Annotated in this window: 27 protein-coding genes; 14 read left to right on the forward strand and 13 right to left on the reverse strand. The window is 65.4% G+C overall.

The window, feature by feature from the left end; all coding sequences use genetic code 11:
• Positions 1-17: 17 nt before the first annotated feature.
• The 5 genes from JY500_RS20405 to JY500_RS20425 form a co-directional block, all read right to left on the reverse strand.
• On the reverse strand, positions 18-2,171 hold the full coding sequence (locus JY500_RS20405) for a methyl-accepting chemotaxis protein (RefSeq protein ID WP_172202446.1): 2,154 nt from the start codon (positions 2,169-2,171) through the stop codon (positions 18-20).
• 64 nt (positions 2,172-2,235) lie between these two features.
• On the reverse strand, positions 2,236-2,757 hold the full coding sequence (locus JY500_RS20410; RefSeq protein ID WP_172202445.1) for a chemotaxis protein CheW: 522 nt from the start codon (positions 2,755-2,757) through the stop codon (positions 2,236-2,238).
• Between the two features lie 16 nt (positions 2,758-2,773).
• Complete coding sequence (locus JY500_RS20415) at positions 2,774-3,139, reverse strand: response regulator transcription factor (protein ID WP_172202444.1); 366 nt, start codon at positions 3,137-3,139, stop codon at positions 2,774-2,776.
• Between the two features lie 26 nt (positions 3,140-3,165).
• The gene (locus JY500_RS20420; protein ID WP_172202666.1) at positions 3,166-3,522 is read right to left on the reverse strand and encodes a response regulator; all 357 of its coding nucleotides are present in this window, start codon (positions 3,520-3,522) and stop codon (positions 3,166-3,168) included.
• 161 nt (positions 3,523-3,683) lie between these two features.
• Positions 3,684-3,836 (reverse strand): rubredoxin, encoded by a 153-nt coding sequence (locus JY500_RS20425; protein ID WP_206256560.1) that lies wholly within the window; start codon positions 3,834-3,836, stop codon positions 3,684-3,686.
• A 104-nt stretch (positions 3,837-3,940) separates the two neighbouring features.
• Between JY500_RS20425 and thiD the strand changes: the two genes are divergently transcribed.
• The 5 genes from thiD (at position 3,941) to JY500_RS20450 (ending at position 8,898) form a co-directional block, all read left to right on the forward strand.
• On the forward strand, positions 3,941-4,765 hold the full coding sequence (gene thiD / locus JY500_RS20430) for a bifunctional hydroxymethylpyrimidine kinase/phosphomethylpyrimidine kinase (protein ID WP_206254401.1): 825 nt from the start codon (positions 3,941-3,943) through the stop codon (positions 4,763-4,765).
• A complete protein-coding gene (thiE, locus tag JY500_RS20435) occupies positions 4,762-5,385 on the forward strand; it encodes a thiamine phosphate synthase (RefSeq protein WP_206254402.1) in 624 nt (207 codons plus the stop codon). The genes thiD and thiE overlap by 4 nt, the downstream gene beginning before the upstream one ends.
• 71 nt (positions 5,386-5,456) lie before the next feature.
• Positions 5,457-6,740, forward strand: coding sequence for a glutamate-1-semialdehyde 2,1-aminomutase (hemL, locus tag JY500_RS20440; RefSeq protein WP_206254403.1), 1,284 nt, complete (start codon positions 5,457-5,459; stop codon positions 6,738-6,740).
• 100 nt (positions 6,741-6,840) lie between these two features.
• On the forward strand, positions 6,841-8,064 hold the full coding sequence (locus tag JY500_RS20445; RefSeq protein WP_206254404.1) for an MFS transporter: 1,224 nt from the start codon (positions 6,841-6,843) through the stop codon (positions 8,062-8,064).
• Positions 8,065-8,133: 69 nt separating this feature from the next.
• Positions 8,134-8,898 carry a substrate-binding periplasmic protein gene (locus tag JY500_RS20450; RefSeq protein ID WP_206254405.1) on the forward strand — a complete coding sequence of 255 codons (765 nt, stop codon included), beginning with the start codon at positions 8,134-8,136 and terminating at the stop codon, positions 8,896-8,898.
• A 24-nt stretch (positions 8,899-8,922) separates the two neighbouring features.
• Here the strand turns inward: JY500_RS20450 and mgtE are convergent, their stop codons facing one another.
• From mgtE to rapZ, 4 genes are all read right to left on the reverse strand, one after another.
• Positions 8,923-10,368, reverse strand: a complete 1,446-nt coding sequence (gene mgtE, locus JY500_RS20455) for a magnesium transporter (protein ID WP_172202437.1) — start codon at positions 10,366-10,368, stop codon at positions 8,923-8,925.
• 114 nt (positions 10,369-10,482) lie between these two features.
• A complete protein-coding gene (locus JY500_RS20460) occupies positions 10,483-11,016 on the reverse strand; it encodes a Gx transporter family protein (RefSeq protein WP_206254406.1) in 534 nt (177 codons plus the stop codon).
• The gene (locus tag JY500_RS20465) at positions 10,997-11,386 is read right to left on the reverse strand and encodes a NusG domain II-containing protein (RefSeq protein WP_172202435.1); all 390 of its coding nucleotides are present in this window, start codon (positions 11,384-11,386) and stop codon (positions 10,997-10,999) included. The genes JY500_RS20460 and JY500_RS20465 overlap by 20 nt, the downstream gene beginning before the upstream one ends.
• Positions 11,387-11,401: 15 nt before the next feature.
• Positions 11,402-12,244, reverse strand: a complete 843-nt coding sequence (rapZ, locus tag JY500_RS20470; protein ID WP_172202434.1) for an RNase adapter RapZ — start codon at positions 12,242-12,244, stop codon at positions 11,402-11,404.
• A gap of 155 nt (positions 12,245-12,399) precedes the next feature.
• Here rapZ and JY500_RS20475 point away from each other — a divergent pair, with 155 nt between their 5' ends.
• From JY500_RS20475 to JY500_RS20490, 4 genes are all read left to right on the forward strand, one after another.
• Entirely contained in the window at positions 12,400-13,989 is a 1,590-nt protein-coding gene (locus tag JY500_RS20475; RefSeq protein WP_206254407.1) for a response regulator, read from the forward strand.
• A gap of 131 nt (positions 13,990-14,120) precedes the next feature.
• Complete coding sequence (locus JY500_RS20480) at positions 14,121-14,348, forward strand: hypothetical protein (RefSeq protein ID WP_172202432.1); 228 nt, start codon at positions 14,121-14,123, stop codon at positions 14,346-14,348.
• Between the two features lie 103 nt (positions 14,349-14,451).
• Entirely contained in the window at positions 14,452-14,751 is a 300-nt protein-coding gene (locus JY500_RS20485; protein ID WP_281391266.1) for an HU family DNA-binding protein, read from the forward strand.
• A gap of 370 nt (positions 14,752-15,121) precedes the next feature.
• Positions 15,122-15,775, forward strand: coding sequence for a PEP-CTERM sorting domain-containing protein (locus JY500_RS20490; protein WP_172202430.1), 654 nt, complete (start codon positions 15,122-15,124; stop codon positions 15,773-15,775).
• A 105-nt stretch (positions 15,776-15,880) separates the two neighbouring features.
• Here JY500_RS20490 and ssb read toward each other — a convergent pair whose 3' ends face one another.
• Both ssb and JY500_RS20500 read right to left on the reverse strand, forming a co-directional pair.
• Positions 15,881-16,405: a single-stranded DNA-binding protein gene (ssb, locus tag JY500_RS20495; protein ID WP_172202429.1), complete on the reverse strand. Its 525-nt coding sequence runs from the start codon at positions 16,403-16,405 to the stop codon at positions 15,881-15,883.
• Positions 16,405-17,772 (reverse strand): MFS transporter, encoded by a 1,368-nt coding sequence (locus tag JY500_RS20500; protein WP_246479706.1) that lies wholly within the window; start codon positions 17,770-17,772, stop codon positions 16,405-16,407. The genes ssb and JY500_RS20500 overlap by 1 nt, the downstream gene beginning before the upstream one ends.
• 78 nt (positions 17,773-17,850) lie before the next feature.
• Between JY500_RS20500 and JY500_RS20505 the strand changes: the two genes are divergently transcribed.
• Genes JY500_RS20505 through JY500_RS20515 form a run of 3 tightly spaced genes read left to right on the forward strand, consistent with a single transcriptional unit; the run spans position 17,851 to position 22,521 of the window.
• Positions 17,851-18,453 carry a transglutaminase-like domain-containing protein gene (locus tag JY500_RS20505; protein WP_206254408.1) on the forward strand — a complete coding sequence of 201 codons (603 nt, stop codon included), beginning with the start codon at positions 17,851-17,853 and terminating at the stop codon, positions 18,451-18,453.
• A 37-nt stretch (positions 18,454-18,490) separates the two neighbouring features.
• Complete coding sequence (gene uvrA, locus JY500_RS20510) at positions 18,491-21,307, forward strand: excinuclease ABC subunit UvrA (protein WP_172202427.1); 2,817 nt, start codon at positions 18,491-18,493, stop codon at positions 21,305-21,307.
• A 2-nt stretch (positions 21,308-21,309) separates the two neighbouring features.
• Positions 21,310-22,521: an RtcB family protein gene (locus JY500_RS20515; protein ID WP_206254409.1), complete on the forward strand. Its 1,212-nt coding sequence runs from the start codon at positions 21,310-21,312 to the stop codon at positions 22,519-22,521.
• 89 nt (positions 22,522-22,610) lie between these two features.
• On the opposite strand, the gene JY500_RS20520 is transcribed toward JY500_RS20515, so the two are convergent.
• Both JY500_RS20520 and JY500_RS20525 read right to left on the reverse strand, forming a co-directional pair.
• Positions 22,611-23,927, reverse strand: a complete 1,317-nt coding sequence (locus JY500_RS20520; protein WP_246479708.1) for a pectate lyase family protein — start codon at positions 23,925-23,927, stop codon at positions 22,611-22,613.
• A gap of 114 nt (positions 23,928-24,041) precedes the next feature.
• Positions 24,042-24,911, reverse strand: coding sequence for a helix-turn-helix domain-containing protein (locus JY500_RS20525; protein ID WP_206254410.1), 870 nt, complete (start codon positions 24,909-24,911; stop codon positions 24,042-24,044).
• Positions 24,912-25,029: 118 nt separating this feature from the next.
• On the opposite strand from JY500_RS20525, the gene JY500_RS20530 reads away from it, so the two are divergent.
• Positions 25,030-25,293: a LuxR C-terminal-related transcriptional regulator gene (locus JY500_RS20530; protein WP_206254411.1), complete on the forward strand. Its 264-nt coding sequence runs from the start codon at positions 25,030-25,032 to the stop codon at positions 25,291-25,293.
• Positions 25,294-25,297: 4 nt separating this feature from the next.
• Positions 25,298-26,092 (forward strand): SDR family NAD(P)-dependent oxidoreductase, encoded by a 795-nt coding sequence (locus tag JY500_RS20535; protein ID WP_206254412.1) that lies wholly within the window; start codon positions 25,298-25,300, stop codon positions 26,090-26,092.
• The last annotated feature ends 264 nt before the right edge of the window (positions 26,093-26,356 follow it).

Raw genomic sequence — 26,356 nt, forward strand, 5'->3', positions numbered from 1 at the left:
GTCTTTCCCTGCGGGTCTTACACCTTGAAGCCGGAAACCGAGCCCTTGAGTTCGACCGCGAGGTCGGCGAGCTGGCCAATCGAGACGGCGGTCTGTTGCGTACCGCGGGTGGTTTGTTCGTTCAGGCTCTGAATGTCGCGCATGGTGCCTGCCACCTCGGTCGCGACGTTTGCCTGTTTCTGCGTGTCGGACGAGATCTTTTCAACCAGCGAGGCCACTTCTACCGACACGTCACCGATCTCGGACAGCGCCTGACCTGCGGCGTCGGACAGCTTGGCCCCATCGACCACACCACGGGTCGAGTTTTCCATAGCGGCCACAGCATCCTGCGTATCGGTCTGAATCGTCTTCACGATCGCCGCGATCTGCTTGGTTGCTTCCGCGGAACGTTCCGCGAGGCGCTGCACTTCTTCCGCAACCACCGTGAAGCCGCGACCGGCTTCACCGGCTGATGCAGCCTGAATTGCGGCGTTCAGCGCGAGCACGTTGGTCTGTTCGGTAATGTCCGAAATCAGTTCCACGATTTCACCGATCTCCTGCGAGCTTTCGCCAAGGCGCTTGATCCGCTTCGAAGTTTCCTGGATCTGCTCACGGATTTCGTTCATACCCTTGATCGTGTTCTGCACCGCGTCCTGACCCTTACGCGCTGCATCCAGCGAGCGGCGGGCAACCTGGGCGGATTGCAGCGCGTTGCCCGACACGTCGGTCATCTGGCGCGCCATCTCCGTCACCTGCGAGCCGGCCTGCTGAATCTCGCGCGACTGCTTTTCAGCGGCGTCGATCAGCTCATCCGAGGTTTGCTTCGCGGATTCGGTTGCTGCCGTCACGCGGCCTGCTGCGTCGTTCAGGCGGCGTACCAGAACCGAGAGTTCTTCAATCGTGTAGTTAACCGAGTCCGCAATCGCGCCGGTGATGTCTTCGGTAACCGTCGCACGCACCGTCAAGTCACCATCCGCCAAGTCGCCCATCTCGTTCATCAGACGCAGAATGGCCTGCTGGGTGGCGTTCTTTTCGCCTTCCGCCTGCGCACGCTGACGCTCCGCTTCGGTCTGGCGCATCTTCAGGTCGTCGTTGTAGACCTTCGCGAGCAGCGCGAGGGTCACCAGCGCCAGCGCCGCGAACAGGATGATCAGCGCGGTCAGCGCGGTGAATCCGACGTAGGCCTTGTTGTAGCCGGTCGCCAGCGCGTCGGTGGCGGTCAGCAGCTTGGACGAATCGTTGAAGATCTGGCTACCGGCACGCTTCGCCTGCACCAGCAGCTGGATGTTGCCAAGGATGCTTTGAACACCCTGCAGGTGTTCTTCGCCCGCTTCGCGCAACGCGCCGATCTTGTTCTTCATGTCGCGGTCGGAGTCCGGCGTCATGTTCTCAAGAATCTCGACCAGCTCGCGGAAAGTGTTGGCGTCCTTGCCCAGCAGGAAGGCCACTTCCGGGTCGATCGCGTCAGCAACGAGCAGCGCGTTGGCGTTCTTCGCCATACGCTGCGTCAGCATCACGACCTGGTTCGCGGTCGCGATCTCGCGCGCATTCGCGCCGGTCTGCAGCTTCAATGCGGCGACCTGCTCGGACAAGTCGAGCAGCTTCGGGTTTTCCGAGTTGATCGTCGTCACCGCCGCACCGAGGGTGGAGAGGTTCTTTTGCTGGCTGATCAGCTGTTGGGCGTCCTTGTTGGTCTTTTCCCAGAGCTTGGTCACGCCGTCGAGCTCTTCACGCACGCTGCGGCCGCTGGCCGGTACCGAAGTGCCGTCGACCGAACCGCCATTGCTCACCGCGCCAAGCAGTTGCTCGAAACGCTCACGGCTGTCCTTCAATTCCGTGAAGGCGCCCGGGTTACCTTGCAGTGCCTGCTGCGCCGCTTTCGCGAGACGCTGCGACAGGGTGCGCATCTGACCAGCCGCCGACACGTAGGCGGTGCCGAATCCGGCGCTACGCAGCTGCCATGCCGTGAGGCCCACCGCGATCAGCGTGAAGAGACCGAACAGGATGCCCAGCAGACGCAGCTGCTCGGCGACCGTCTTGCCGCCAAGCAGCGGCAGTCGGGACAGTCCAGAGGCCGCGGCAGCGCCTGCCTTGGCCTCCATCACTGTGTCTTCCATGATCGTGCTGTCGCCGGACAGCTCTGCGCCGGGGCGCTTCTGGCCGAGAGTGCGGCCGAACAGTTTGAGGGCCATGCAGGTACTCCGAGGTGCGGACGTTATGTTGTTGTGAGCGTTTGGGTATTCAGGGGCTGTGCGGTCAGTGATTCACGTTGGCCGCATCAAGGAAGCGCGGTTCGGCGAGTAGTTGCCGCACCGACAGGCGCTTCCAGAGGCGATCCTGGCTATCACGCAGCCCGCCCGCGACCCAAGGACGGGGGTCGTGGAAGCGCGGGTCGACATCGAAATCGTCAGGGTTGCGCAGACCGATCGCGCGGGAGACGAGCAAGGCGGTATTCACACCGAGCCGTGAGCCCACCAGCAGTAAACGCGATTCGCTGCCGGTTACGACCTGGGACAAACCGAGGAACGCCGGGAAATCGACGACGCTGAAAAGATTGCCGCGAACGTTGGCCAACCCGCGGAACCAGTCCTGCGTCAGCGGAACAGGCGCGATCGGTGGAACGGCCAGGATTTCGCCAGTATCGGCAAGATCGACCAGCCAGCCCTCGCCGCCGGCGAGCACCGCCAGCAGGGCGGGCTTGGCCGGTGCGTTCTTGGTGCCGGCGAGACGGTTCGAAAGATCCTGCTGGAACTCTCTCAGACTGATGCGCTTGGCCATGCTCGCCGCTCCGCTTTCAGCCCAGGGCCTTGATCTTTTCGAGCAGCAGATCGAGATCGAGCGGTTTGGTCAGGTAATCGTTGGCACCCTGGCGCATGCCCCAGATCTTGTCGGTTTCCTGATCCTTCGAGGTGCACATGAAGATCGGGATATGGCGCGTCGTATCTTCGCGCGAGATCGTACGAGTGGCCTGGTAGCCGTTGATGCCAGGCATCACGACGTCCATCAGGATCAGATCGGGGAGTTCAGCCTTCGCCTTCTGCACGCCATCGGCGCCATCTTCAGCGGTGACGACGTTGTAGCCTTGCTTGACGAGGTACTCCATCAAGGCAAAACGGTCGGTGGGCGAATCATCAACGATGAGAATCTTTTTGATCGGCATGGGTGCTCCTTGTTTGCTCAGCGGGGTCAGGCGCGGCCGGCGTGTGCGGCTACCGCCTTGAGCAGGCTGTCCTTGGTAAAGGGTTTCGTTAAATACTCGTTGGACCCGACCATGCGGCCACGCGCACGGTCAAACAGACCGTCCTTGGACGACAGCATGATCACCGGGGTACCGGAAAACTTGGGGTTCTTCTTGATCAGCGCGCAGGTCTGATAGCCATCGAGCCGCGGCATCATGATGTCAACAAAGACGATGTCGGGATGATGGTCGGCGATCTTCGCCAGGGCATCAAAGCCGTCTTCGGCGAGCAGCACGTGACAGCCGGCTTGGGCGAGGAAGATCTCTGCGCTGCGCCGGATGGTGTTCGAGTCGTCGATGACCATCACCTTCACGCCGTTGAGGGTCGAAGCATCAGCCAAGACGCATACCTCCGCAGTTCATGCCCGTATTGTTGGAATTGTCGATGTGACGCGTGAATATAACTGAAATTACCCGCGCGGCACCGCAAAACGCCAGCAGCGCCGGCTTCGGCGCTGTTTCTTGCTCAGATTTCGACGAGTTCAAAATCATCCTTGCGCGCTTCGCATTCGGGGCAGGTCCAGTTCGGCGGGACATCTTCCCAGCGCGTGCCCGGTGCAATGCCCTCGTCGGGCAGGCCCTGCGCTTCGTCGTAGATGAAGCCGCAAATCAGGCACATCCAGGTACGCATCGGGGTATCGGCTGACAAACTCATTTCTTTATGAAATTCATTTAAGATTTCACGATCTTACCGCATTTCGCGGCCCCGCCCGCCGTCCCCCAATGCCCTCCCCGCCCCACGCCACGGCACTTCCAGTCGTGTTGAGCCTCGCTTGCAGCGACCCTTCCGGGGGTGGCGGCAACGTTGGTGCTGCGCTTTCGATCGCGGCAGCCGGCGCGCATGCCGCTTGCGTAACGACCGGTTTGAGCGTGCGCGACACACGCAACGTGGAGCGTTTCTGGCCGGTCGAGGCCGAGCTGATCGACGAGCAAGCGCGCGCCGTGCTTGAAGATCTGCCGGTTTCGGCCTTCCACGTCGGCACGCTGGCGGACGCGCGAACCGCCGCGATGGTCGCGGCGCTGGTGGCCGACTATCCGAGTGTGCCGGTCGTGCTGGACCCGGACCTTTACGGTGGCCGCGATGATGGCCAGATCGATGAAGACCTGATCGGCGCACTTTGTGAACTTTTGTTGCCGCAGTGCGCGCTGTTCATTCCCAACAGCATCGAAGCGCGTTTGCTGGCCGACGAACAGGAAAGCGACGGGCCAGCCGGCCGCTCGCTCGCCGAATGTGCGCAGATCCTGCTCGATTCGGGCTGTGAGCATGTGCTGATCACCGGCAGTCACGAGCCCACCGCGCAAGTCATCAACACGCTCTACGGCATCCGAGGCGTGGTGCGGACCGATGCATGGGAACGCCTGCCGGGGAGTTACCTCGGCGCCGGCATCACCCTCTCGGCGGCCATTGCGGCAAGGTTGGCGCGCGGCGAGGCCTTGTCCGATGCCGCGCGGAGCGCGCAGGCCTATGTCTGGCAGACGCTCGCCAATGCACAGCAGCTCGGCATGGGGCGGCGGATTCCGCATCGCCCGCTCGGGGGCCAGCCATGACTCGTTTGCGCCGCGGGCTATACGCGATCACGCCGGACTGGACCGATACGGCTCGCCTGCTGGCGACAACCGAATCCATTCTCGCTGGCGGCGCGGTGCTTCTGCAGTACCGCAACAAGCTCGCCGACTCGGCGCTCGCACTCGCGCAGGCCACCGCGCTGCTGGCGCTGTGCCAGCGCTACACCGTGCCGCTGCTGATCAACGACGATGTGGCACTTGCTGCCGCAATTGGCGCGGACGGCGCCCACATCGGCCGCGACGATGGCGAACTGGCCGCCGCGCGCGCCCGGCTTGGTGCCACCGCGATCATCGGCGTGTCGTGCTATGCCGATCTCGACCGTGCGCGCGATGCGGCGGAGGGCGGCGCCGACTACGTCGCCTTCGGCGCGATGTTCGCGTCGCCAACCAAACCCCATGCGCCGCCCGCACCGATGTCGCTGCTCGGCGCAGCGCGTGCGTTCGGCAAGCCGGTGGCCTGCATTGGCGGCATCACCGCAAAGAACGCCGGCGCGCTGGTCGCCGCGGGCGCCGACCTGCTCGCGGTAATCAGCGATCTTTACGAATCCGCCGCGCCGCGCGAGCGCGCTGCAGCGTACACCGCACTGTTCGCCAGCCACTGATCGGCACGGGACGCGAGCGCCCGGCGGTGAGACAATCGCCGGCCTCGAAATCGCATTCCCGAGTCCCAACCATGACCGATCGCAATCAAGAGCTCTTCGACCGCGCCCAACGCAGCATCCCCGGCGGCGTCAATTCGCCCGTTCGCGCCTTCCGCAACGTCGGCGGCACGCCGCGTTTCTTTGCCCGCGCCCAGGGCAGCCGGCTGTGGGACGCCAACGGCAAGGAGTACATCGACTATGTCGGCTCCTGGGGCCCGGCGATCCTCGGCCACGCCCACCCGGACGTGATCCGCGCGGTGCAGGAGAAGGCAGCGCTGGGGCTCTCGTTCGGCGCACCGACCGAGATCGAGGTCGAGATGGCGGAAACCCTGTGCCGCCTGGTGCCCAACCTCGACATGGTGCGGCTGGTGTCGTCGGGCACCGAGGCAACGATGAGCGCGATCCGGCTCGCGCGCGGTTTCACCGGTCGCGACGCGATCGTGAAGTTCGAAGGCTGCTACCACGGCCACGCTGACAGCCTGCTGGTGAAGGCCGGCTCGGGCCTGCTGACCTTCGGCAACCCGTCCTCGGGCGGCGTGCCGGCGGATTTCGCCAAGCACACCATCGTGCTGCCCTACAACGACGTCGCCGCACTGGAAGAAGTGTTCGCCAGCCGCGGCGGCGAGATCGCCACCGTGATCCTCGAACCGGTGGTCGGCAACATGAACCTCGTGATGCCCAGCCGCGCCTTCCTCGACGCGCTGCGCGCGCTGTGCACCAAGCACGGCAGCATCCTGATCTTCGACGAGGTGATGACTGGCTTCCGCGTCGGCCCGAAGGGCGCGCAAGGCCTGTTCGGCATCGATGCGGATCTGGTGACGCTGGGCAAGGTGATCGGCGGCGGCATGCCGGTGGGCGCCTTCGGCGGCCGGCGCGAGATCATGGAAAAGATTTCACCGCTTGGCGCGGTGTATCAGGCGGGCACCTTGTCAGGCAGCCCGGTGGCGGTGGCTGCGGGCCTCGAAACCCTGCGCCTGATCAGCGCGCCGGGCTTTTACGAGAACCTCGCGGCGCGCACGAAGCAGCTCACCGACGGCCTTGCCGCGGCGGCGAAGCAGCACGGTGTCGCCTTCTGTGCCCAGGCGGTCGGCGGCATGTTCGGCCTCTACTTCACCGACGCGCGGCCGAGCACCTATGATCAGGTGATGGCCTGCGACAAAGCGCGTTTCAACCGCTTCTTCCACGGCATGCTGGATGCCGGCCACTACTTCGCGCCGGCCTCGTTCGAAGCCGGTTTCGTGTCGGCGGCGCATACCGAAGCCGACGTTGCGGCAACGATCGCCGCTGCTGACGCGGTGTTCGCCACACTCGGCTGATCGACGCGAACGGGGGCGGCATTGTCGCCTCCGTATCGGTACGGATGGCGGCCGCACGGCGCGGCCCCGATAATCGCCGCCTTCCCTGAACGGAGCCGCCATGCTGACCCCGACCCAAGCACGCACCTGGTGGACCGTCACCCTCGCCGCGGCCGCGATCCTGATGATCACGATGGGCGCACGGCAGTCGATGGGGCTCTTCGTGTCGCCGATCAACAGCGCGACCGGCCTGGGTGTCGTCACGATCAGCTTCGCCATGGCGATTGGCCAGTTCATGTGGGGTGCGGCGCAGCCGGTTGCGGGCGCCATCGCAGACCGCTGGGGACCGGGCCGCGTGCTGGTCGGCGGCACCTTCCTGATGGCCGTCGGACTCGCACTGACACCCTTGATGCAGTCCGCCTTCGGGCTGTCGCTCGCGATCGGTGTGCTGACGGCCGCAGGCGCCGGTGCGGGCAGCTTCTCGGTGCTGATCGGCGCCGCCGCCCGCAAGCTGCCGATGGAGAAACGCGGCATGGCCTCCGGCATCATCAACGCCGGCGGCTCCTTCGGCCAGTTCGTGTTCGCGCCGCTGGTGCAGCGCCTGATCGGCGGCTTTGGCTGGATGGGCGCGATGTTCTCGCTCGCGCTGATCTCGCTCGCGGCGCTGCCGCTGATCCGGCCTCTGGTCGGCGATCGCAATGCGCCGCAACAGCCTGCCGCACCGCACGCACCAGCCGACCGCGGCCTGCGCGCGGCGATTGGCGATGCGATGGGCGACCGCAGCTACCTGCTGCTGCACGCCGGCTTCTTCACCTGCGGCTTCCACATCGCCTTCCTCGTCACCCACCTGCCGGGTGAAGTGCAGCTGTGCGGCCTGCCGGGCAATGTGGCGAGCTGGTCGCTGGCGATCATCGGGCTGGCCAACATCTTCGGCAGCCTTGCCGCTGGCTGGGCAGTGCAGCGCATGCGCAGCAAATACGTGCTGTTCTGGATGTACGGCTCGCGCGCGCTGCTGGTCGCGCTCTATCTGATCGCGCCGAAAACGCCGCTGACCTTCTACCTGTTCGCCGCCGGGCTGGGCCTGACCTGGCTCGCGACCGTACCACCCACCGCCGCGGTGGTCGGCAAGCTGTTCGGCCACCGCTATCTGGCCACGCTGTTCGGCTTGACCTTGCTGTCGCACCAGATCGGCGGCTTTCTCGGCGCATGGCTAGGTGGCATTGCGATTACCCGCCTCGGCAGTTACGACGCGATGTGGTACGCCGATATCGCGCTGGCGGGCGCAGCGGCGCTGGTGAACCTGCCGATCCGCGAGGCGCCGGTGCTGCGCACCGCTGCGGCCTGACTGTCGCTGCCTCTCGCCGGATTTTGCGACTGGGCCTAGACTCAAGCCCAACAGACTGCCGGAGTGGCCATGCCTGCCAAAGCCTTTGTCCGAATGCTTGTCGCCGCCGCATCGCTTGTCGCCACGCTATCGGCTACGCGCGCCCTTGCCGGCGAACTGCTGGTGATGACCGAGGAACTTCAACCGCATAGCAGCCTGCGCGACGGCCGCGTGGTTGGCAGCTCGACCGAATTCATCGAAGCCTTGCTGAAGGAGGCCGGGCTCGAATACCGGCTCGATCTGCGCGCCTGGAACGCAGTGATGCAGACCGCCGCCACGCAGAATGCCGTACTGGTCTATCCGATCGGGCGCACCGCCGAGCGCGAGGCGGCGTTTCAATGGATCGGACCGCTTGGCACGCTCGAGCACAGACTCTACAAACTCAAGCGCCGCACCGATCTGCATCCGCAAGTGCTGGCGGATCTGCGCGGACACACGATCGCCGTGGTGCCGCGCGATGCGCGTCAAATCTATCTGCAGCAACAGGGCTTCGCGCCCCAGACCGAACTGATCGAAACCACCGACAACCGGCAGGCCATGCGGCTGCTCAGCCTGGGCCGTGTCGACTACGCACCGATCGCCACGGGCAGCCTGGAAGCCTACTGCCGCGCCGAGCAACTGGATTGCAGCCAGTTCGAGCCGACCGTGGCGCTCGGCATGAAGCTCACGCTCTACCTGGCCGCCAACCCGGCCACCCCACGCGAAACGCTGGACAAGCTGCGCAGCGCCTGGGCACGCCTGGTCGAGAACGGCAGCTACCAGCGCATCCTCAAGCAAGCGCCACCGCGCGATTGAGGCAGCGACGCGTAGGCCACAGGGCTACAGCAGAATCAGCGTCGCCAGCCCGAGGAAGATCAGAAAGCCGCCCGAGTCGGTCACAGCCGTGATCAGCACCGAAGAGCCCACCGCCGGATCCTTGCCGAAGCGCATCAGGGTCATCGGGATCGCGACGCCCATGAATGCAGCGAGCAGCAGGTTGAGCGTCATCGCCGCGGTCAGCACCATGCCCAGCTTGATATCGCGATAGAGCAGGATTGCCGCGAGGCCGAGCAGCCCACCCCACACGATGCCGTTGAACAGCGCGACGCCGATTTCCTTGCGGAAGAGGCGCTTGCCGTGTTCCGCCGCAACCTGCCCCATCGCGATGGCGCGCACGATCATCGTGATCGTCTGGTTGCCCGAGTTACCCCCGATACCGGCGACGATCGGCATCAGCGCGGCCAGCGCGACGAGCTTCTGGATCGAGCCTTCGAAGGCGCCGATCACGCGCGAGGCGATGAAGGCGGTGACCAGGTTGATCGCCAGCCAGCGCCAGCGGTTTTTCACCGAGTCGACGATCGGCGCAAAGATGTCTTCTTCTTCTTTCAGGCCGGCCTGCCCGAGCAGCTCGGCTTCCGACGACTCGCGCACGAAATCGAGCACCGAAGCCACGGTGAGGCGGCCGAGCAGGCGGTGGTGCGAGTCGACCACCGGCGCCGACACCAGGTCGTAACGTTCGAAGGCCATCGCCGCCTCGTCGGCCGAGTCGCCCGGCTCCAGCGTGAGGTGCTCGGTCAGCATGATGTCGCTGACGACGACGTCCGGATCGTTGATCAGCAGGCGCCCCACCGGCAGCACGCCGCGCAGGCGCTCCTTGCGGTCGATCACGAAGAGCAGATCAGTGTGATCAGGCAGTTCGTCGAAGCGGCGCAGGTAGCGCAGCACCGCTTCGAGGCTGACGTCTTCGCGCACGGTGACCATGTCGAAGTCCATCAGCGCGCCGACCGAATCCTCCGGGTAGGACATCGCAGCACGCAACTGCTCGCGCGCCTCGGCATCGAGGCCGAGATAGACATCCTCCATGACCTGCTTGGGCAGGTCAGGCGCAAGGTCGGCGAGTTCGTCGGCATCGAGCTGTTCGGCCGCAGCCACCAGCTCGGCCTGGTCCATCGTCTCGATCAGCGATTCACGAACCGCATCCGAGACTTCGAGCAGGATCTCGCCGTCGCGCTCGGCCTTGACCAGATCCCAGACTTCGAGACGTTCGTCGAGCGGCAGCGCTTCGAGGATGTAGGCGATGTCCGCCGGATGGAGCTTGTCGAGACGCGTTGCGAGCTCGGCAAGGTGCTGCTTGTGCACCAGGTTCTCGACGAGCTCGTGCTTGGGCATTTCCTGCCGATGCACCAGCTCCTCGACAACCTTGTGACGTGCGAGCGCCGCCTGCACCTCACGGAGGTGCTGCTGTACGTCGTCGCTGTGATGCGGGGTTTCGTGGACTTCTGCCATCTTCACTACGCCGGCAGGCTGGAGGGACTGCGGAGTGTACGGGAATCGTGTGACAACCGCGAACGATTAGCGGCGCCGCGCAAGCAAAGCGGTATGGTGAGCGCCTGCGCCGGCTCAGGTCGGCGCGCCGGTGGCCTCCAGCTCGGCCAACATGCGGGCGGCGACGAGACCATTGATCAGGCCAAAGACGAGCGCCGCCAGCGCAAAGATCGGCGCCAGCGCAAACACGCCGTCGTGCGGCACGAGCCACAGCCGCGCCACCACCAGTTGCGCGCCGATGTGTGCAAATGCGGCGAGCAGGCTCGCGGTGACCGGGCCGAACCAGCGGCGCGGCAGATGCACCGCACCACCCAGTGCGCAAAGGCTTGCCAGGGCGCCGCTGAGGCCAAGGAAGAATCCAGGCGCGAGAAACTGGCCGAGCAGCAGGCTTGCGGCAAACACCCGAAGCAGCGCGACCCAAGCCGCATCGCGCCAGCCCCAACGCCACAGCACGATCAGCACGACGATGTTGCCCAGGCCCGGCTTAACGCCCGGCAGCGGCAGCGGGATCGCCGCTTCGGCCAGCGACAGCACGATCGCCGCGGTGGCAAAACGCGCCACGCGGATGTCCGACGCATCGGGCCGTAGTTCAATAACCGAGCGAGTCATAGGCAGGTTGGCGCGCCAGCAAGGCAAGCGTGACCTCGTTGGGCGCGCAGATCGCGACTGCGCCAGCGGTGCTGAGCCAGCCCTGCCGCACACAGTACTGGCGCGGCCCCGGATCGCTCGCAACGCGCGCACGGCCGATGTCGACTTCGATCTTCGTCAGGCCGAGCGGGCCCGGCACCGTAATCACCTGCGGCGCAGATAAGGGCACCGTCGCAAACAGCTTGCCGGCGGCGCGGATTTCCGCACGATCCGCCTCGCCGCCACGCCAGAAATGCCGCCCGAGCATGCCGACCAGCACTGCGGCGAGCAGCAGCACGAGGTAGTCGCCCGGCCGGATCAGGGCCAGCCAGTCGCGCGCCGCGAGCCGCATCGGCGCCAGCCCGGCTCAGGACTTGAGTGCGCGGTGCCGCAGCAGCACCCGCACCTGATCCTGGAAACGCGCGGCAATCGTTTCGGCGATGTAGACGCTGCGGTGCTGGCCACCGGTGCAACCGATCGCCAGCGTCAGGTAGGCGCGGCTGTCTCGCATGTAGGAGGGCAGCCAGTTCGCGAGCCAGTTGCCGATGTCCTGCACCATGCGGCCGACGTCTTCGTGGGCGCAGAGGAAGTCGATCACCGGCTGGTCACGCCCGGTCAGCGGCCGCAGCGCGGGGTCGTAGAAAGGATTGGGCAGGCAGCGCACATCGAACACCAGATCGGCGTCGAGCGGAATGCCGTGCTTGAAGCCGAAGGATTCCACCAACAGCGTCAAGCCCTGCGCTGGCGAAGCCTGGATCAGGTCTTTCAGCCACACCCGCAGCGTATTCGGATGCAGATCGCTGGTATCGATACGCTGGCCCAGCTCGCCAACGGCTTCCAGCGCGTCGCGCTCACGCTCGATCGCTTCGAGCAGTGTCACGCCGTCGTCCGCAAGCGGGTGGCGGCGACGGGTTTCCGAAAAGCGGGCGATCAGCGTGGTGTTGCGTGCTTCAAGAAAAACGAAGCGGACGTCCTCGACCTCGCCGCGCAGCGCAGCCATGGTCTCGGGCAACGCCTGCAGGCTGGCGCCGCCGCGCACATCCACGGCAACACCGACGCGCTCGTAGCCCGCGCCGCGCAGGTGGGCAACCAGCCCAGGCAGCAGCGGTGCCGGCAGGTTGTCGACGCAGTAGTAACCAGCATCTTCAAGCACCGCGAGCGCGATACTCTTGCCGGAACCGGAGAGGCCGGAGATCAGAATCAGTTGCATGGTGTCGGGGGGTCGGCACGGGGGTGTCCCGAGCATAACGGAAGCCTGGCAGCCTGTCAGGCGCGTCGCGATTAAGCATTGGGGCAAAACTGCCGTTATCCGGCGTGAGGGCGTCTTCGCACACCCACGCCGGCACGACACAGGGAGCTCATCACTTGCAGTTGCCCAATCTCGACCTCTCGCAGATTCGAGTGCTGATCGCCGATCAGCAAGGCTCGGTGCGTACCTGGCTACGCACGCAACTGGCGCTGATCGGCATCCAGCAGGCAAGCATGGCAGCCAATGCCACCGACCTGCTGCGCCAGTGCCGCAACGGCAGCTTCGACGTGGTGCTGTGCGACCACCACTTGGACAATCAGAAAGACGGCGTGGAGCTGCTTGAAGACCTGCGCTACCAAAGCCTGCTGCCCCTATCGTCCGTGTTTCTCATCGTCACCGGCGAGCGCACCTACAAACGCGTGATCTCGGCAGTGGAGTTCGCACCCGACGACTACCTGATCAAGCCCTTCTCGGCCAATGACCTGAGCCACCGGGTGATGGCTGCGCTGATGAAGAAGAAGATCCTGAAGGACGTCTTCGCGAAGCTGGCGGAGCATGATTACGCGGGCGTGGTGGCCGCCTGCGACAAGGTGATCTCGGGCAAGGGCCACCACACGCTGGATGCGCAACGGATCAAGGCCGAAGCCTTGCTCACGCTTGATCGCATCGATGAAGCCGCCGAGATCTACACCAGCGTATCCACCCAGCGCGCCGTGCCCTGGGCGCGCATGGGCTACGCGATGGTGCTGCAGAAGCGCGGCCAGCTTGACGAAGCCGCTGACGAAGCGGCGAAGCTCAACCTCGAATGCCCTGAGTACCTCTCGGTGTACGACTTTCTCGCCCGCACGCATGAGCAGCGCGGCGACCTGGCCGCGGCGATGGACTACCTGGAGCGTGCCGACGCGCTCTCGCCCGCCAACCTTGAACGGCTGCGCCACCTGGGCAAACTCGCCTCGGAAACGGGCGACCGCGAACGCGCCGCCAGCGCGATGCGCAAGGTGGTCGACCGAACGCAAAAGAGCGCACGTACCAAGATCGACGACCATTTGACCTTGTTGAAGAATCTGGTCGGCGAAAGCACCCGCAAGGAAGCCGACGAACGCCTCAAGGCCATGCGCCAGGCCCACGCGGAGACGGCCGACGGGCTCATCGCCAGCGATGTCGCCGAAGCACGGTTGCGGCGCGACGAAGGCCAGCTGGAGGCCGCGAGCGCCGCGATCGACCGGGCGCTGTCGGTCCACGCGGCGACGCCGCAGATTGCGGCCTCAATCTCAGTCGACCTCGCGGAAGTCTGCATCGAGAGTGGTCGCAACGAAGATGCATTGAAGGTTGCCGAGCGCATCGAGGGAGACCCGGAAAAGCTCGACGCGAGCCTCAGGCGCCGCCTCGGGCGCATCAAACCCGCCGCACCGCCCGCGGATGCAGCGCCGCCGATGGCGATGCCCCCGCCGGGTACCGAAGCGGATCCGGAGGCCACCGCACGGCTGTTGCAAGCGCTCGCCGCGGCACTCGATGCGCTGGACAGCGCCTGGGATGCCGATCGCGCGACGGCGTGCCGTGAACTGTTGATCGATGCCTTCAGCGCCGCACCGCGCGAGCGCGAGGTGATTCAGGCACATATCCGCTACGACCGGATTGCGGTGCGCAACGGCGGCGACCGCCACAAGCCAACGACCCGCAAGGCGATCGTCTCAGACACCAGCTGAACTGGCATGGCGGGCTCATGCACGCGCCCGCAGCCTGGCGCTATGCTAGAAATGCGGCTGCGAGCCGCCCGCAGCGGCAAATACGCTTGGATAACCGAATCCAAGTGCTGGCAAGCCCCATGGAGGCATGTATGCGCAAGCCCAGACTGACCGGATGGTTCCCCGCCAACACCGCACCGGTGCGTGACGGCTGGTACGAGGTCCAGACCGAAGATGGCGAGCAGCAAATGGCACAATGGGCAGTGTTGGGCGGCGATCGCGGCTGGTGGCAGTTCCGCCGCGTATTTGGCATAGACTTGCGTCGGAGCGTGCGAGGGATTCGCCGCTGGCGCGGGCTGGCCCGCCCGGCAAACGGTTGACACGCTTTTTTTCGTGCCAAACCCAAGGTTTTCAAGCTTTGCAACGCCATTCCGCGCCGTCATGGGATAACATCCCCTTCCGGCGTGGCCACACGCTTTTCACATAACCCGGAAAAGAACCCGAATCATGAACAAATCCGAACTCATCGACGCGCTGGCCGCCAAGACCGGCTTCACCAAGACCGACTCCGCCAAAGCCCTCGACGGCCTGCTGGATGTCGTGACCGAAACCCTCGCCGCCGGCGACGAAATCTCCCTGGTTGGCTTCGGCTCCTTCTCGGTCAGCAAGCGTGCCGCCCGTACCGGCCGCAACCCGAAGACCGGCGAAGCGATCCAGATCGCCGCATCGAAGGCCCCGACGTTCAGCGCCGGTGCCAAGCTGAAGGCCGCGGTCAACAAGTAATTGACCGTCGCATCGGCCAGCCACCGCTGGCCGAGCGGATGAACGCCCCGCCCCTGCGGGGCGTTTTCTTTTGGGCTCCCGCCGGAGTTTCCGCTTGCGAAGCCGGCACAAGGGAAATCCGCCTATCTGTGTGACATATTTCCGCCGCGCAGCGCCCCACCCCCACGCCAGATCAATTCCGTACCGCGACCGCCTCGCGAGAATCGCGATTCCGACTGCGCGTCCGAACCATTCCGGCGGACGCATCGCTCCCGACGGCAGTGCCGCGCATCAGAACGTGGCCCACGATCGGAACGCCCGTATCACCTGGGTTGCTTCCAGACCGGATGAATTCCGTTTTTGTTTGGACTACGTCACAAGGGAGAGTGGTATGCGGCACATGATCGGCAAGACAAGCCTCGCGCTGGCGCTGGCTTTGGCAGGGATCGGCACGGCCAGCGCGGGTGTCATCTACACATTGAGCGCGACTGACAGCACCAGCGTCCATCGCGGCATGGGCGATATCTCGCATTACAGCTATGGGGGTCTGTGGTCCGGGATCTACGGCTACGGCACCGACTTCCTGGTGACGTATCTGCGCTTCGATCTGAGCGGCGTGGCAGATTCGACCAGTCTGCGCAGCGTGAAGCTGAGCGCCACGGCCAATTCGTTTGCCGGCGATTCCTTGATCAAGGCCTACCACGTCGACGACGACACGCTGGGCGGCCACACCTACCCCGCGCTGACCTACAACGGCTTCCACGGTTTCAACGCGTTTCTCGGCTCCGAATCGGCGGCGGGATATGGCCCCTACAGCTGGGATCTTTCGGCCGCCGACTTCAGCAGCGACCTCGCCGACAACACGCTGACCATTGCGTTGACCGCGGATGCGCGGGCGGACGCCAATCACTGGGTGTTCTTCAACCGCGATTTCCGTCTCACGCTCGACACCGAATCGGCAGCGGTGCCGGAACCCGCCACGCTGCTGTTGACCGGTCTCGGGCTCGTCGGACTCGCCGCATCGCGCCGCCGCAAGACCGGCTGATACCTCATCAACCGGCCGCCGAGTCTGGCGCTCGGACGCCACACAGCAAAAAGCCCTGATTTCTCAGGGCTTTTTCTTTTCGGGCGACGAATCGGCGGACGCGTATCAGAATGGAATGTCGTCGTCGAAATCGCCGAAGTTGTTTCCGCCGGCCGGGGCCTGTGGCGCCGGGGCCGGGCGCGATTGCGGGCGTGCATTGCCGCCGCCCTGATTGCCGCCGCGCGGAGCCGGTGCCTGGTTGTAGTCGTCGCCGCCGCTGTTGTAGCCGCCGCGCGAGCCGCCGCCCTCACCACCGGGGCGGCCGCCGAGCATCTGCATCTGGTCGGCGCGGATCTCGGTCGTGTACTGGTCACGACCTTCCTTGTCCTGCCACTTGCGGGTCTGCAGGCGGCCTTCGATATAGACCGACGAGCCCTTCTTCAGGTACTGGCCGGCGATTTCCGCGACCTTGCCGAAGAACACAACGCGGTGCCATTCGGTCGCTTCCTTCTTCTCGCCGGTGGCCTTGTCGCGCCAGGTGTCGGTGGTCGCGATACGGATATTGCAGATCGCGTCGCCGCTCGGGGCGTAGCGGGTCTCCGGGTCGGCACCGAGGTTACCGACGAGGATCACCTTGTTCACAGAAGCCATCAGGCTTTCCCTCCAGTAAGACGGCGCAGGGATGCTTCATCCCAGCGCTCAAGATTAATCTTCAAGTATGCCATCCGCCGCTCGGGGATGACGATGGCCTCGCGCACGCCGGGCAGCGCGAGCAGTTCGTGGCGGAAGCTGGCGATCTCGATATGCGGATCAATCGCGATCTCGCGTTCGGTCAGCTGCGGCGGGTTGCGCATGCTGCGCGCCCACAGCCACCAGATCAAGGCCAACAGCGTGGTGCCGGCAAACACCGCATGCGGCCCGAAGTGGGCGGCCACCGCCCCGCCCGCCGCGCCGCCCAGCGCCGCGCCGATCGACTGCGAGGTGTTGTAGACGCCCAGCGCCGCCCCTTTGGCCTGCGGCGGCGCGATGCGCGACACCAGCGAGGGCAGCGACGCCTCAACAATGTTGAAGGCGACAAAGAACAGGAACAGCAGGCCAACGATCGGCCAGAACGTATCCTGCACCAACAGAAAACCGAGTTGCGTGGCTGCCAGCAGCGCAATCGACGCCAACAGTACGCGCCGCATCTGGCGTTTGCGCTCGGCGTAAATGATCGCCGGCACCATCAGTACGAAACTAGCCAGCACCACCGGCAGGTAGATCTTCCAGTGCTCGGCCAGCGGCAGGTGTTCGGACTCGACCAGGATGCGCGGCACGATCAGGAACATGCCCATCTGGATCATGTGGATCGCGAACACGCCAAAATGAAGCGGCATCAGCTGCCGTTCGGTCAGCACCGTGGCAAGCGGCACCCGCGGCATCGCGGTCTCGATGCGCGGCGGCGTCGGCACCGCGCGCAGCAACACCGGGATCGCCAGCAGCGACAAGGCCCCGGTCAGCAGGAACATGCCGTGCATGCCGATCCACTGGTACAGCGCCGGCGAAGCGACCAGGGACACGGCAAACACCAGCCCGATCGTCGAGCCGATCATCGCCATCACCTTGGTGCGATGCTGCTCGCGGGTGAGGTCGGCGGCCAGCGCCGACACCGCGGCGGAGATCGCGCCAGCACCCTGCAGCGCACGCGCCGCGATCATCCAGCCGATGTTGGGCGCCCAGGCGGCCAGCGCACAACCGGCAGCAAACATGAGCAGGCCGAAAACGATCACCGGCTTGCGGCCAAAGCGGTCCGACGCGACACCGAAGGGCACCTGGAAGATCGCCTGCACCATGCCGAAGGCGCCCAGCGCCAGCCCGGCCCATTGCAGGTCGTTCCCGCCCGGCAGCGTCTTCGCGAAGACCGAGAACACCGGCAGGATCAGGAACAGCCCGAGCATGCGCAACGCAAAGATCGCGGCCAGCGTGGCGCCGGCGCGGCGTTCCTGCGCACTCATGCGGTCGGAGAACGGGGAGGACATCGGGAAAATGGCTTTGAATCAGCGAGTTGCGTATATTAGCAGGTTGCCCTTCCCGGCCACCCCGCGTTCGCGCATCGAATGACTCCCTACCTCGCGTCCAGCTCCAGCATTGATTGGAAAACACCGGCCGTACACGCGCTGGCCCAGCAGCTCGCGGTTGAGGCGGGTAGTGGCGACGAGGCGATCGCACGACGTTGCTTCGAATTTGTGCGCGACGAAATCCGCCACAGTTGGGACTACCGCAGCGGGCCGGTGACGCTGCGCGCCTCCGAAGTGCTCGCACACCGAACTGGCTATTGCTACGCGAAGAGCCATCTGCTGGCCGCCCTGTTGCGCGCCAACGGCATCCCCGCGGCGCTGTGCTACCAGCGCCTGCCGGTTGGCGATGGTGGTGCGCCGTACTGCCTGCATGGGCTCAACGCGGTGTACCTGGCCGACCACGGCTGGTACCGCATCGACGCCCGCGGCAACAAGCCCGGCGTAGACGCCCGCTTCACGCCGCCGCACGAACACCTCGCCTTCCCGATCCGGGGCGGCGCCGAACAAGACATCGAAGGCCTGTACGCCGAACCGCTGCAGGCCGTGGTCGACGCATTGACCCGCCATTCCACCATCGAGCAGGTGTTCCTGAACCTGCCCGACATCGAGGCGCCGCTGCGAACCGCCGGCGCCCCGACCTAGACGCGCCGAAGCGCGGCAAGGGAATCGAAGAACGCTCATGGACGACATCAAGATCCGCGGTGCGCGCACGCACAACCTGAAGAACATCTCGCTCGACATCCCGCGCAACCGGCTCACGGTGATCACCGGCCTGTCGGGCTCGGGCAAGAGCTCGCTCGCGTTCGACACGCTCTACGCCGAAGGGCAGCGCCGCTATGTCGAATCGCTGTCGGCGTACGCGCGGCAGTTCCTGCAGCTAATGGAAAAGCCGGACGTCGACCTGATCGAAGGTCTTTCGCCAGCGATCTCGATCGAACAGAAGGCGACTAGCCACAACCCGCGTTCGACCGTCGGCACCGTCACCGAGATCCACGACTACCTGCGCCTGCTGTACGCCCGCGCCGGCCAGCCGCACTGCCCGGAGCACAAGTTGCCGCTCGCGGCACAGAGCGTGTCGCAGATGGTCGACACCGTGCTCGCGCTGCCCGAGGACACCAAGGTGATGGTGCTCGCGCCGGTGGTGACCGAGCGCAAGGGCAGCTTCGAAGACATGTTTGCCGAGCTGCGCGCACAGGGCTTCGTGCGCCTGCGCATCGACGGCACGTTGCATGAGATCGATGCACTGCCGAAACTCGAAAAGACCGGCAAGCATTCGATCGACATCGTCGTAGACCGCCTCAAGGTGCGCGCCGATGCGCGCCAGCGCCTGGCCGAAAGTTTCGAGACCGCGCTGGCGCACGCCGAAGGCCGCGCGCTGGCGGTGGAGATGGATGACGGCAAGGAGCACCTGTTCTCCGCGCGCTTCGCCTGCCCGGTGTGCAGCTACGCGATCGCGGAACTCGAACCGCGGTTGTTCTCCTTCAACAACCCGGTCGGCGCTTGCCCAAAGTGCGATGGTCTCGGCTCGGTCGAGTTCTTCGATCCGACGCGCGTCGTCGCCTTTCCGCATCTGTCGCTCGCCAGCGGCGCGATCCGCGGCTGGGATCGCCGCAACCAGTTCTACTTCCAGATGCTGCAGAGCCTCGCGGCGCACTACGGCTTCGACATCGACGCCACCTTCGAGGAACTGCCTGCCGAGATGCAGCAGATCGTGCTGTACGGTTCGGGCAAGACGAAGATCGCCTTCAAGTACCTGTCCGAGAACGGTCGCAACGTCACCAAGGAGCACAGCTTCGAAGGCATCGTGCCGAACCTGGAGCGCCGCTATCGCGAGACCGACTCGATCGCAGTGCGCGAAGAGCTGGCCAAGTACCGCAGCCACCAGGCCTGCCCGACCTGCGAAGGAACGCGCCTGCGCGAAGAGGCGCGCCACGTTTTCATCGGCGACCGCACGCTGCCGCAGGTCGGCCGCCTTGCGCTGGCCGAGTGCAAGCACTTCTTCGACACGCTCAAGCTCGAAGGCCATCGCGCGCAGATCGCCGACAAGATCGTGCACGAGATCTCCGCGCGCCTGCAGTTCCTGATCGACGTGGGCCTCGATTACCTGATGCTTGAACGCAGCGCCGATACGCTCTCGGGCGGCGAAGCGCAGCGCATCCGGCTCGCGAGCCAGATCGGCTCCGGCCTCACCGGCGTGATGTACGTGCTCGATGAGCCGTCGATCGGCCTGCACCAGCGCGATAACGACAGGCTGCTTGGCACGCTGGCGCGGCTGCGCGATCTCGGTAACACCGTGATCGTGGTCGAGCACGACGAAGATGCGATCCGCGCTGCGGACTACGTGGTCGACATGGGCCCCGGCGCGGGTGAGCATGGCGGCCAGGTGATCGCGCACGGCCTGCCGGCGCAAGTCGAGGCACACCCGGATTCGGCGACCGGCGCCTTCCTCTCAGGCCGGCGCAAGATCGCGTTGCCGGGCGAGCGAAAGTCACCCGACCCGCAGCGCCAGCTTTACCTGCGCGGGGCACGCGGCAACAACCTCAAGCACGTGACGCTGGAACTGCCGGTGGGGCTGTTCACCTGCATCACCGGCGTCTCCGGCTCCGGCAAGAGCACGCTGATCAACGACACGCTTTACGCGATCGCCGCGCGCCATCTGTACGGCTCGGTCGCGGAACCCGCGCCATACGACGACATCGAAGGCCTCGAATTCTTCGACAAGGTGATCAGCGTCGACCAGGCGCCGATCGGCCGCACGCCGCGCTCCAACCCCGCCACCTACACCGGCCTGCTGACGCCAATCCGCGAGCTGTACGCCGGCGTGCCGGCATCGCGTGAGCGCGGCTACGGGCCGGGGCGTTTCTCCTTCAATGTGAAGGGTGGGCGCTGCGAGGCCTGCCAGGGCGACGGCATGATCAAGGTGGAGATGCACTTCCTGCCCGATGTGTTCGTACCCTGCGACGTCTGCCACGGCCAGCGCTACAACCGCGAAACGCTGGAGATCCGCTATCGCGGCAAGACCATCGCCGAAGTGCTGAACATGACGGTCGAAGAAGCGCATGCCTTCTTCGACGCGGTGCCGACCGTCGCGCGCAAGCTCGAAACCCTGCTCGACGTGGGCCTCGGTTACATCCGCCTCGGCCAGAGCGCCACCACCCTTTCAGGCGGCGAAGCGCAGCGCGTGAAGCTCGCACTGGAACTGTCGAAGCGCGACACCGGCCGCACGCTCTACATCCTCGACGAACCGACCACCGGCCTGCACTTCCAGGACATCGAGATGCTGCTGAAGGTGCTCGCGCGCCTGCGCGACCACGGCAACACCATCGTCGTGATCGAACACAACCTGGACGTGATCAAGACCGCCGACTGGCTGATCGATCTCGGCCCCGAAGGCGGTGGTGGTGGTGGTCGCATCCTCGTCGCCGGGCCGCCCGAAGCCGTCGCCGCCCACCCGATCAGCCACACCGGCAAGTACCTCAAACGCCTGCTCAGCTGAACGTGACGCACCAGGTCGTTGAGGTGGCCAACGGCCGCCCGATCAAGCTGTGGACCGACGGCGTGCCGGTCGAGGACGACGCGCGCAAGCAGCTGATGAACACCGCGAAGATGCCCTTCATCTTCCGCCACCTCGCGGTGATGCCGGACGTGCATCTGGGCAAGGGCTCAACGATCGGCAGCGTGATCCCGACGCGCGGCGCGATCATTCCAGCGGCCGTCGGTGTCGATATCGGCTGCGGCATGATGGCGGCACGCACCACGCTCACCGCCGCCGATCTGCCGACGAGTCTGCACGGCCTGCGCAGCGCGATCGAGCGCGCCGTGCCGCATGGGCGAGCGCCCGGCCGGCGCGATCCGGGAGCGTGGGAGACGCCGCCAAAGGCGGTGGACGCGATGTGGACGGAACTCCAGGCCGGCTTCAGGCGCATCACCGAGAAGTACCCACGCCTGGAACGCACCAACAACCACAAGCACCTCGGCACGCTGGGCACCGGCAACCACTTCATCGAGGTCTGTCTCGATGAGGCCGACCAGGTGTGGTTCATGCTCCACTCGGGTTCGCGCGGGGTCGGCAACGCGATCGGCAACCTCTTCATTGAACTTGCGCAAGCCGATATGCGGCAGCACATTGCCAACCTGCCCGACCGCGACCTCGCCTACTTCAACGAAGGCAGCACGCACTTCGACGACTACGTCGAAGCGGTTGGCTGGGCGCAAGACTTCGCACGGCGCAACCGGGTGCTGATGATGCAAGCGGTGGTCGCCGCTGTGCGCACGGTCATCCGCCAACCCTTCAGCGCCGAAGTCGAAGCGGTGAATTGCCACCACAACTATGTGCAGCGCGAAACCCACTTCGGCGCCGAGGTGTGGATCACGCGCAAGGGCGCGGTGTCGGCGCAGAAGGGGCAGCTGGGCATCATCCCGGGTTCGATGGGGGCGAAGAGCTTCATCGTGCGTGGGCTCGGCAACGAAGAAGCGTTCTGTTCCTGCAGCCACGGCGCCGGCCGCACGATGAGCCGCAACGAGGCGAAGCGCCGCTTCACCGTAGCCGATCAGGTCCGCGCCACGCAGGGTGTGGAGTGCCGCAAGGACGCCGACGTGATCGACGAGATTCCGATGGCCTACAAGGACATCGATGCGGTGATGAATGCGCAACGCGAACTGGTCGAGGTGGTGCACACGCTACGGCAGGTGGTGTGCGTCAAGGGCTGATTCAGCCTCGCGTCGGATCAACCGAACGGGCCGCTTGAGCGGCCCGTTCTGCGTGCACGCAGAACGGCGTCAGCGCGCCGCCGCGTTGGTCAATTGCAGCTCAGGGTCGCCATGCCCGTCCCCGCTCCGGCCACGGCCTTGAGCCCACGCTTCACGCAGGCGGGCGATTGCGCCGTGTAGGCGTAGCCCAGCTTCTCGCGCGGGAATGTCTTGGTCGTAGTCCAGTCGTCCGCATTCTTGCTCGGTGACGCGTCGCTGCTCGTCCAAGTGATGCCGTATGTCTTGAAGTCGCCCGGTCCGCTGATGTTGTTGTTCAGCAGTTCCCAGTAGCCCAGCTCCGAACTGTCTCGCGACGTAACCGGGTTCTTGGCGTTCTCGAAGTAGTTGCCCTCGATCAGCGAGTACCCACCCATGCGCACGTTGATGCCAGACGTGAGAATGCTGGAGAACAGGTTGTTGAAGAGGTGCGAATAGCCAGCGCGTTGCAGCGGGGTACGCGAGCCCAGGTTCTCGAACACGTTATGGTGGAAGGTGATCAGGCGCTCGGCGGTGTCGCTGTCCGAATAGCCGTTGAGGCTGACCTTGTGATGGTCGTGCAGGTAGTTGTACGACACCGTCACGTTGGTCGCGCCCTTCTTGAAGTCGAGCATGCCGTCGAACTCGGTGTCGCCCGCGCCACTGCATTCAGCCAGGGATGTGAAGAAGGTGTTGTGATCGATCCAGATGTTGGACGGTGCACCGGCACTGCTGCCCTCAACACCGACGATGTCCGAATCGCCGCCACCCGGTGTCAGGCCGATCGTCATGTTGCGGATGATGATGTTCGACGCGCTGCCGACGATGTGAATGCCAAAGTTCGCCGCAGAACCGTCAGCACCGATGATCGAAATGTTGCGCAATGGCTTGTTCGATTCGCCCTTGATCTCGAGGGTCTGCGCACTGAGCTTGAACTGCGTGCAGGGATCGGTGATCGACGCGAAGTTGAAGGCGCCGGTGTAGGTGATCTTCAGGCCGTTAGTGCCGCCCGCTTTCTGGTAGCTATCGATGGCGGCCTGCGCTTCCGCCAGCGATGCAACACTGACAAGGTTAAGGGGGCTGCTTCCCGCGCCGGTCGTCGCAGCGCCGTAGCCGATTGCGCCGGCCTCAGCGATGCCAGCGTTCGCGTTGCCGCCGCCAGCGCTTGACGAACCGCCCGAACCGGCGTTGCCGGAGCCACTCCCCGCGTCTGCGGTACCGCCCGAGCTTGAACTGCCACCCGGATTGGTCGCGCCGGCGGAGCCGGAACCGGCCGAACTGCCGTCACTTGTGCTGCCAGCGTCTCCGCCACCGCCGCAGGCAGCGAGCGCCGCCATCAGAAGAATCAAAACAAAGGACTTGCCGGACCTGAAGATTTGCTGGGGGCTCATTTACTTTTTCTTTATGTATCAGTCGCTTGCCATCGATTTGATGACAGACGCCTGAGAATACCAAATCACCGCTGCCGTGGCAGCTGTGATTGCACCCGCAACACCTGGCGCACTTCAACGCCCGGGCCGATAGCGCGCGCGAAACTCGCGCGGCGTGGCGCCGCGGATCGCGCGGAACTGGCGATTGAAGTGCGCGAGGTTGGCGTAGCCGACTTCCGCAGCAATCACGCCGATCGGGCGCTCTGATTCGATCAGCGCCTGGCAGGCGCGCCCCACGCGCAGGTGGGCGACATAGTGGGTCACCGTCATCCGCATGTGGCGGCGGAAGAAGCGGTGGAAGGCGCCGACCGACAGCGCAGCGCGTGCGGCGAGATCCGCGATATCGACCGGCTCGGCAAAGCGCTCATGCAGTTGTGCCAGCACGCGCGTCAGCCTCGCATTGTGCGGATCGGTCTCGACCCACCCGGTGTAGTGCCCGCTGGCAAGCTCTTGCGCATCGCTCACCTCGGCGAGCTGCACAAGGACGTCGAGCAAAGCCGGCAAGCGCCGGGCGTCCGACATCTCGGCGAGCTTGAGGATTGCGTCGCGCTGCTGTAGCGCGACTTCCGGCGGAAACGCCAGACCTCGCGTCGCGCGCGCGCACAGCCGCGCAAGCGGCGCGAGCTCCGCACATGCGGCAAGCAGTTGGTCGACCCAAGTCTGCGAGAACCAGCACACCCTTGTGGTCAGCGGGCTGCGCCGTTCCTGACGGTCGTGCACCGACCAGGCATGCGGCAGGTTGGCCCCGACCAGCACCAGATCACAGGGGCCGAAGTCGGCGATGCTGTCGCCGACAAAGCGCTGGCCGCGCGCGTTGAGCGTGAGCGTCAGCTCATATTCGGGATGGTAGTGCCATTCGAAGGGGATCTCGGTTTGCGGGCTGGCGAGCAGATGCCATGAAGCCTCGGTAGACGGATCGGCGACATACTCGCGAACTGGACGCACAGCAACGCTCCGCAACTCGAAGACGTCATTCTAGTATCAATCAACAGCAGCCGATTCGCAGGCACCCGGCGGCGCGGGACGCAGAATCCAGCCATCGCCCACGATCAAGCAGTGCCCGATGCATCCACCGCACGAAGAGACCGCAATCGAAAAGGCCCCGCACGCCGTGCTGACGGCCCGCGAACAGCAGGTGCTCAACGCAGTGATGCGCGGCGAACTCAATCGTGAGATCGCGCAGTCCTTGCAGATCAGCGTCAAGACGGTCGAATACCATCGCGCCGCACTGATGCGAAAGGCCGGCGCCCGCACGGCAGCAGACCTCGCGGCGCGAGTGTTGAGCGGCCGACTGCGAATCGTCTTGAACACACCACCTGTCACCTGAAGCCATGCCCGATATCTCGACTACCCCCCCAAGAACCGAACGCCCCAGCGCTGTCATCACCGGCGCGAGCAGCGGCATCGGGCGCGGCATTGCGCTGCACCTCGCCCACGCGGGCTGGAACATCGCCTTCACGCATGTGGGCGCCCACGGGGCAGCGGCCGATGTCGCCGCAGCGTTGCGTGCGGCGGGCGCCGACGTGCTCTTTGCGGAATGCGATGCGGGCGACAAGGCGCAAGTCGACCGCTTCTTTGGCGAAGTCGCTGCCTGGTGCGGCGCACCGGCGCTGCTGGTGAACAACGCCGGCATCCAGACCTGGGCGCCGCTGCTGGACTTGGCCGAAGCAGATTGGGACCGCGTCATCACGACCAACCTCAAGGGCTGCTTTCTCAACACCCAGGCGGCGGCGCGGCTGATGCGCGAGCGCGGCGGCGGGCGCATCGTCAACATCGGCTCCGGCTCGAACAAGCTCGCCTTCCCGCACCTGGTGGACTACACCGCGTCGAAAGGCGGCATCGAGCAGTTCACCAAAGTCGCCGCTGTCGAGTTGGGGCCATTCGGCATCACGGTGAACTGCGTGGCGCCGGGCGCCATCGAACTTGAACGCACCCGCCAGGAAGCGCCGGGTTACGGCGATACCTGGGCCGCCGTCACGCCGCTCGGCCGCGTCGGCCAGGTGGAGGATGTGGCTGGCGTGGTGGCCTTCTTCGCGTCGCCCGCCGCGGCCTTCGTCACCGGCCAGACGATCTGGGTCGACGGCGGCGTGTTCACGCGTGCGACCTGGCCGTATGCGCAGGCCTGACGCACGCGCAGCGCGATTGCCGGGATTGCCTACGTAGCGCTACGTACATGAGGGCCGGCGCATTCTGCTAGCCTGCTGAGGCAGCCAAGCGATCCCAACGCTGCCGACGCCAACCGCGCCGGCTCGCGCTCACCGCCCCACCCGGGCATTCAGCAGGCCACCCGCCAAGCAACGCTTTGCCGCGTTTCCGAACCGCCGGGAACGCCGGCGCGTCGTGGCGTTCACCGCCGCCCGCGCCGGCGCCACGGCCTGCCAAGAGCCCGA

The sequence above is a fragment of the Niveibacterium microcysteis genome, from assembly GCF_017161445.1.
Classification (GTDB): domain Bacteria; phylum Pseudomonadota; class Gammaproteobacteria; order Burkholderiales; family Rhodocyclaceae; genus Niveibacterium; species Niveibacterium microcysteis.